Origin of the sequence: Thalassobacterium sedimentorum (genome assembly GCF_031127905.1) — a bacterium.
Classification (GTDB): Bacteria; Verrucomicrobiota; Verrucomicrobiia; order Opitutales; family Coraliomargaritaceae; genus Thalassobacterium; species Thalassobacterium sedimentorum.
The window spans coordinates 1-7,011 of record NZ_JARXIC010000064.1; the positions used below are offsets into that span (position 1 = coordinate 1).

Annotated in this window: 6 protein-coding genes; 2 read left to right on the forward strand and 4 right to left on the reverse strand. The window is 45.7% G+C overall.

The window, feature by feature from the left end; translation table 11 throughout:
- Positions 1–391 precede the first annotated feature (391 nt).
- Both QEH59_RS17905 and QEH59_RS17910 read left to right on the forward strand, forming a co-directional pair.
- Positions 392–685 carry a hypothetical protein gene (locus QEH59_RS17905; protein ID WP_308986757.1) on the forward strand — a complete coding sequence of 98 codons (294 nt, stop codon included), beginning with the start codon at positions 392–394 and terminating at the stop codon, positions 683–685.
- 300 nt (positions 686–985) lie between these two features.
- A complete protein-coding gene (locus QEH59_RS17910; protein WP_308986758.1) occupies positions 986–1,852 on the forward strand; it encodes a tetratricopeptide repeat protein in 867 nt (288 codons plus the stop codon).
- Between the two features lie 246 nt (positions 1,853–2,098).
- Here QEH59_RS17910 and QEH59_RS17915 read toward each other — a convergent pair whose 3' ends face one another.
- From QEH59_RS17915 to QEH59_RS17930, 4 genes are all read right to left on the reverse strand, one after another.
- Positions 2,099–3,232 (reverse strand): hypothetical protein, encoded by a 1,134-nt coding sequence (locus QEH59_RS17915; RefSeq protein WP_308986759.1) that lies wholly within the window; start codon positions 3,230–3,232, stop codon positions 2,099–2,101.
- Between the two features lie 125 nt (positions 3,233–3,357).
- Complete coding sequence (locus QEH59_RS17920; protein ID WP_308986760.1) at positions 3,358–4,032, reverse strand: hypothetical protein; 675 nt, start codon at positions 4,030–4,032, stop codon at positions 3,358–3,360.
- Positions 4,025–5,062: a hypothetical protein gene (locus tag QEH59_RS17925; protein WP_308986761.1), complete on the reverse strand. Its 1,038-nt coding sequence runs from the start codon at positions 5,060–5,062 to the stop codon at positions 4,025–4,027. Before QEH59_RS17925 ends, QEH59_RS17920 begins: the two co-directional genes overlap by 8 nt.
- Before the next feature lie 280 nt (positions 5,063–5,342).
- Positions 5,343–5,840 (reverse strand): Ig-like domain-containing protein, encoded by a 498-nt coding sequence (locus QEH59_RS17930; RefSeq protein ID WP_308986762.1) that lies wholly within the window; start codon positions 5,838–5,840, stop codon positions 5,343–5,345.
- Positions 5,841–7,011 lie beyond the last annotated feature (1,171 nt).

The window sequence follows — 7,011 nt, forward strand, 5'->3', positions numbered from 1 at the left end:
CTTCGGGGCGTTTTTCAAACAGTCAGAAGACTTCTGGCACGGTATCCAAGTCGAGTGCGATTTCCGCGCCTTACGCAAAGAAGCTCCCCGCCTCATAAAATATGTCCAAACCGCCGAATCGCTAATGGTGTGCGAAGATTGAAGTTGAAACGGAGCAATCTTTATATTTTGCGTTCGATCCCTTCGATTGCCCCGCCCCCTCCGATTGCCCTCTGCGTTGTCGAGGAATTGCACTTGTTCTTCGGTCGGTTTGTTCGTATCTCTTTTCACTGGTGGTTTCCTTGTTTTTTTGTTTTACCGTCGCTTAGCCTTCAGGCTTTGCAGCAGGGAAACCACCTCTAAATTTTAACAATCAATGGGACGCTGCCAATGCCTAATAACAAACCTAAATATGGAAGTATCCGCAAATTTTCTCTACTACGCAGGTGGAGCCTACCTTTTCGTTTCAGCGCTCTATGTCTATTCCTCGTTGTCTAGGAAAAGAATCAAAGAGCAGATTGATAATACAGAGGACTATAAAGCTTCTGAACTGGAAATTAAGTGGCTGGAGGGTTCCGCCACAATTCGAGAGAAGTTGAGATTCATCGCTACGGTCTCATTCGTTCCGCTGAAAAGCTTTTCGTTTTGGTTGGTATCTGCAGTCGTAGGTTTTATCTTATGGACGGTTGCCGTGGTAATTTCTTAATTACCACTCAATCGATGAATTATGGATATTTCGCATGAAAAAGCACGCCGGTTAAATACCCGCGTGCCTAAGTTGATTTAAGTATCTCCAAGGGGGATCAAGTGTGATTGATTCGGAAGTGGTCCGAATCGATGCCTGTTTCCCTTCGGATTTCGCAGCGCTCCAGAAGGCATCTAAGGGGAGTTGTAAAGAGACTCCCGTTTCTATAATTGCTAAACGGCACGATACCAAGGGCTCGAATTTTTCCGATACGATCACCCGCGCCTTGCAATCAATCACCTAGACTCAATCATCCGATCTATGAAACGCCTCTTACATTCCATCGCCGCCTGTCTCGCCTTCGTAGATACACTCTCTACCGCATTGAATGCGAAAACCTACCAAGCCGACGACTTCAACCTCAGCTACAATGAAAATGAACCCGATGCAGGTGGTGTCTTTTTCTACAAGGAAATCCAACCTGCAGACGGAGTAGCTCCCATTTCCATCCCGCTCAACAGCATCAATGGCCAACCAGAGTTGCAGGAGTTCATCTACTTGCCCGACCTGAACATATTGCTGATTGCATACGATGCAGGGACAATCGGCAGCAGCATGCAGGTTGCCGTCACCCACCTGGCCGTCTATGATCTCAAATCTAAAAATACCCTCTACAACGATCAGATCGCGACCAACACAATCGAAGACTACACTGCTGAACTTTACCGGTACCGGATGCGGCGCATTTACTTGGATGCGCTCCAGAGCGAAGCGTACGCGCTGGGAAGACTTGCAGCCTATGCCGAAGATAGTGGCCAAAATGATTACGCGCACTACCTTCTTGGCGAATACTGGCGTGGCAGCGACGGTCCCACCGCCTTCAAGCACTATTCCGCAGCCCTAGAGGCAGGTAGCGCTCCCGCCGCTTTCGCACTGGCCGAATATTTCTATTCTGAGCGCGCCCAAGACACAGGCGTCCCCACAGATCCCCACAAAGCCTTGGAACTCTACAAAATCGCCGCCGAAAAAGGACATATCGACAGCTGCCTGCGAGTGGCGGAATACTACGAGCAGAATCCAGCTGCCGCCGAAGCAGATCAAGCATCCGCCTTCGCCTGGTATGACGAAGCCGCCGAAGCAGGCTCCGCACAAGCGATGCAAAAGCTCAAAGCGCTCGCGCGAAAGTAACATTCCAGCACCACCTAGCACGCCGAGCAAAGGTGAGGTCACTGAGGCTACAGCTTAAAATCATACAATTTAAGAATTCCCCTAAAGTTAAACCTAATAAAATAGAACAACCTGTGCATTAAATGAATTACATGCACATAAATTTGCTCACTTCTCGCGGAAGCCCTATTTAATTGATTGGAGTCATTTTCAAAAAATTTTCTAGAGACTTCAGATTCGCTGTTAATATGAATGTGCCCCCAGTAACTATTGCCGATCTAGTCGAATAATTTCCGGACGATCAAAAGTCCCAGTGAAAGAAGTTATGTATTTTTTGCCAATATATGGATGAAAGCTGGCATAACTTTCGTAAAAAGATCCGCTTCTTTTTTCATTAGGCAATACTCGAAGAATGTATAGATAAGAACCATCTGCTGATAGCATGAAAGCGCGTTGTGCAGGAACTCCACCCTCTGTAAATTTAAGTCTAATGACTCGTGGGTCGTCTTCATTGATTACAACGCTGTTAAGCTCAATAGCAACAGGTGACTTGTTTGATTCATGGAATTGTCCAGGTATTGTAGTATAAATGAAGCTCTTAAGCTTCGCTGAGCCATCCCACCATTCCGTAGTATAGTCAATTATTTGGGAATAGGACACCTCGCGCTTACCATCCGGGAAAGCTATTCTCAACTCTTCTTTAACTGTGTAGACTCCTTTGTAATCTCCACTGCTCCAGTGCTTAGTTACTTCATTCGACCAAACACCTTTAAATCGTTCACGTCTTTCATTTTTAGCCTGCTCATAGACTTCCTCTTTGTTGGGATTTAACCAGCCTTTATCCTGCAACTGAGACATTACTTTTTTCACAGCATCGTTCGCGATTCTACCTGCGCCGAGCTTTAGTAAATGCTGGCTATACTCCCACCCCTTTCCGTATTGATTCAAAGTTAAGCAAGCGACTGATTTTGCTATCCAATATCTGACCCATTCTTCATGAAGCTCGTAAGCTCGATCGGGAACAGGTCGCTTGTAAATCTCATAAGCCGTATCGTATCTTCCTTCGAATGTATTGGCCCCCGTCATTTCATCTAAAAGTGCCAATACCGATTTTATTTCTTCCAGATCAGCTGGAGATATCGGCTGCGGCTTAGCGACCTCGTCCACATCGGTCATTGACAATGCGGTCGTCCCAAACGCCGTGAGCACCTCCTTCATGGCAATTAACTGTGCATCGTTTGGAAAAAACTCTAGGTAGGAATCCACCTTAACTTTAGCCTGCTCGATTTTATTTTCTTCGATCAAATCTTGGATACTCTGAAATTGCTCTACGGTGGGCTGAGCGCTTTGAAGAAAGACAGAGGTAAAAAGAAACAGTGTCAGTTTTAGAATGTGATTCATGCGATTTTAAAATATTGGTCTCGTTCTTAAGTAATCAAATAGTGCGCTGGTTCATAATTCCCCCGACACGATAGAAGTAACTAATTTTCGCGCAGCTCTAAACCTAAACCTAAACCTTTATTGCTCTAATCGTCGAGCCACCCACGCGCTTTGAATGCTTCTATGTAAGCTGGCTTGAGTTCCTGCACTGCATTCCACTTGCTAATCCATGCCAAAGCCTCCCTTCCCTGAGAATCCTGATTCAAAGTAACTGCCAAAATCGCCTGTAAAAAACGCCCTTCCCAAAAGTCTGGCACTCGCTGCAAGAGTTGCTCCAACTGATAACTGATTTGCTGAGTATTTACCGCAATCGCTTCAGCTGACAATACAGGAAGCTTCATCCATTGTTTCTCTATCAATGTCCATGTCGCCTTATCCCCCCACAAAAGCTTGTCTGCTGTCACGGGCGCTAAACCCGAAGAAAATTCCTTAAGCGTAGTTTCCCACAGTAGGTCTAATTTTGCGTCCACTAAGTCTACTAACTCTCTAATTCCCACTTCATTAGGATATTCAGCTCGTAAATACTCTAGAACAGTAGATGCCTCCATAAATTGCCCTTGTTCCACGAGGCTATTTACAACGAGCAGTCCATCTTGAAGAGTTACCGTTTTCCCGTTCTTTAAATGAGCAGAATCTGCAGAAGCCACTCCCGCACCAACATCACAACTAACAAAAAACAATGAGCTTAAGAATATACAGGAAAACCAAAGGAACGGCAGCCCCTGCAATACTTTCTTAGTGTAGTTCCCCCTCTTACTCATAACTCGATTTGTTAAGATTAATAATCGCTTCAACCTCTTGCGGTGATGGCAACTCCGCTTCTGGAGGAGTTAGGACTGGTTTTGTATGCGCTTTGGCAGCATCTAAAACCAGTTGAATTTTTGTTGCATTCACGGCATCCATTTGGACGTCTAAGGGAGTGTCCTCCAAACGACTTCGCATGATGGCTTCGACTGCATTTTGCTCTGTAATCGACATACGAATCCTACCTTCCTTTTGTAAACGATCCATCGTCTCTAGGGCATTCTCTATAGCTTGATCCCGCCCATCTGCGTTATTCTGATACTGCCTCGCTTTGAATTCAGCAAAACTCATCTTTTCAGTGCCATATTTCTGATTTTGGATCCAGGCAGCCTGCGAAGTGTCATCGACAGTAAATTTTTTAAGACGCGGTATGATTCCATTGACTGGTTTACCAAGCACTTGACGAACTAGATTACCATCCTCTCGTCTTTTATAGGTGGGCAAATCAGTGATCTGACCTGGGCTCAAAGCTTTAGGTATGCCACTTTCTGAAAAAGTAATACGGACATCACCATTACCAGGGTCTCCAAAAAACTCTTTATAAATGTAAGGCTGAACATCCTCCGGAATCATTGAAAAACCCTCATCGTATCGGCTCATGTCGCCGGAAAACGGTTTGTTTAGAGATGACAAATCCTCCTCATCGAAGTAATTCTGATCAGCAAAAGCCTGACGTTCAATTGAATTTAAGGCATTTAAGGCTTTCAACAAACGCTGCTCCTCCTCGATTAATGCTCGTTGTCGCTCTGCTTCTTGTAAACGGCGTTGTATCTCTAAACGTGACTCACGCTGCGTGGAGCACCAAGAAGAATGACTCACACCATAAGACCAATCGGCACCACAACTATTACATTGAGGATTGGAAGGCTGGGGACTTGAATAGCGGGGCGCCACATAATCCCATTCACGGCTTGGACTTGAACTTTTCCTTCGGCTCTCCTTCCAGTTGTTGATACCTTTATCGATCTCGACCTGATAATCTTTCATTACTTGAGTATAGTCTACTTGACCCGACGAATAGTTATTACTTGATCCTCCACGAGAAGGAATTCCCATTTGGCATGTTGCACAATAGTGCGAGGAACTCATTGAATTCCCGTGTGGACAATAACCTTGCGAATAAACAATGCTCTTTGTGATTAAAGTTACTATAAATAAGGCATACAAAACCGTCTTCATATATGCTTATATATGGTATTAAAAATAGTAATACAAGTCGTTAATCCCGAGAAATATTCGAGGTGACAGATTTCCTAATAACGGGTGCTCAGCATCCACACGGCAACTTCGCATCCGGCGAGAGCTTTATTATAAAATTAGGTTCTTGTTCCCAGAAGTCGTTCGGTCGCAATTCAAGCTCATCCGTGCGATCATTCGTCCATAAGCCGTATCGCAGCCCGGAGTCGAAAAGCAACTGCTCACCAAGCTTCACCTCGATACGCTGAATCCCCGCCGTTTTATAGGACACGAAGTCGACGAGCGACGTATCCGGAGACGCAGCTTTAAGTGATGCGAGAGTGGCTTTCCCCTGGGCATTGGTGACCACAGTCATGGGCTCGTAAATTTCGTGCATGGTCGGCAAGATTGCGTTTTTTGTTTTGAAGCTAAGCACCACTTCGACCCCCTCGACTGGCTGCCCCTCAGAATCTACAACGGTGATCATGGCGCCACTGCGGGTGGTATAAGTGGAAGCACACCCAGTAAAGAGGGACAGTGCGCTAGCGATCAAGATCCAGCAGAAGCCGGTGATGAGAATACGTTTCATTGGTAGAAGTCTGTTCAGGTTAGTTTCTATTCGCTTTAAGGCTAAAAAGGAGGAAGAGTGAAGCTTGGAATGAATGGCTCGCTTTGATGCGATCAGGACATGGTATACATTTTGGGTTCAGGACATAGGTAACGGTCGTTGATGCATCATATACCGTTATTTAGTTAATGTTTGGTTGTTACTGTATCCTTCATGGCGGTCACTAGTGACCGCCATGAAGGATACAGTAGAGAGTTCAATCGTGCCAATATATAGTCCAGCAAAGAAACTATCATAGTTCCCGTGCTCAGTTGGAAGCTATCCCACAGACCAACCTTTTAATGCTGTGGAGGTTGGTATTTTTTGTGAGTTTAGGCTGAGGACATCTGAAGGGGTCAGAACATTCTAAAGGGGGTCGTTCAGTTATACTTATAGTCGCTCAACTTGAAGAACCCGAATAGAGCCATGTCGCTATCTTTGCAATTCCCTTAAAAAGACTTAGCCGAAGTCGTCAAACTTTAGACGACCTGACGTGAACGGACCAAAGTCTCACGACTTCAGCTACGGCAGGGACAAACGATGGGGGCAGAGTATCCTTACTACTTTTGATTATACTCAGCAGCAGCTTCCGCGCATTCCAATACTTGCTCAGGATACTTCGTCGCGACGCGCATCAGAACCTTCGCGCTCGGTGGCGGTTGACGACGCCCCTGCTCCCATCCACGAACGGTCCCAACGGGTGTATCGAGTAAGTTCGCGAAGGCTTCCTGGTCAGTCCGTGTTTAATTCGCGCATGCGCCACTGCGTTCTCAGGGTTTACTACACGCACACGCGCCGGTGCAAGCTCACCCGCCTCAATCGCCTTCATCTGACGGATCAAATCTTTCAGTTCTTAAAATAGTTCTGTGTCCATGGTCGTGCTCCTTTTTTACCCATTCATTCAAAATTAGACGTTTCGCGTTCGACGTCCCCATGCCCACCGCTGGCTTGCTTCGTAAAGATCAGTGTTTCGATGAAAAGCATTCAGCCAAACTACGTCATTGGCGCAGCCCGTCAAAAACTAAGTCAATGACGCACCACAAAAGTAATGACATGACCCGAATGGCACGGACTTAAGCGGCATAATTGAGTATAAAAGCTCAAATAAAAAGCTGACGTAAAGGCCGTTGGTAAGTAGCGTTTTTGTATGCAA

Coding starts and splice junctions, on each gene's coding strand:
- QEH59_RS17905 (WP_308986757.1), top strand. CDS start 392: ATGGAAGTATCCGCAAATTTTCTCTACTACGCAGGTGGAGCCTACCTT.
- QEH59_RS17910 (WP_308986758.1), top strand. CDS start 986: ATGAAACGCCTCTTACATTCCATCGCCGCCTGTCTCGCCTTCGTAGAT.
- QEH59_RS17915 (WP_308986759.1), bottom strand. CDS start 3,232: ATGAATCACATTCTAAAACTGACACTGTTTCTTTTTACCTCTGTCTTT.
- QEH59_RS17920 (WP_308986760.1), bottom strand. CDS start 4,032: ATGAGTAAGAGGGGGAACTACACTAAGAAAGTATTGCAGGGGCTGCCG.
- QEH59_RS17925 (WP_308986761.1), bottom strand. CDS start 5,062: ATGAAAGATTATCAGGTCGAGATCGATAAAGGTATCAACAACTGGAAG.
- QEH59_RS17930 (WP_308986762.1), bottom strand. CDS start 5,840: ATGAAACGTATTCTCATCACCGGCTTCTGCTGGATCTTGATCGCTAGC.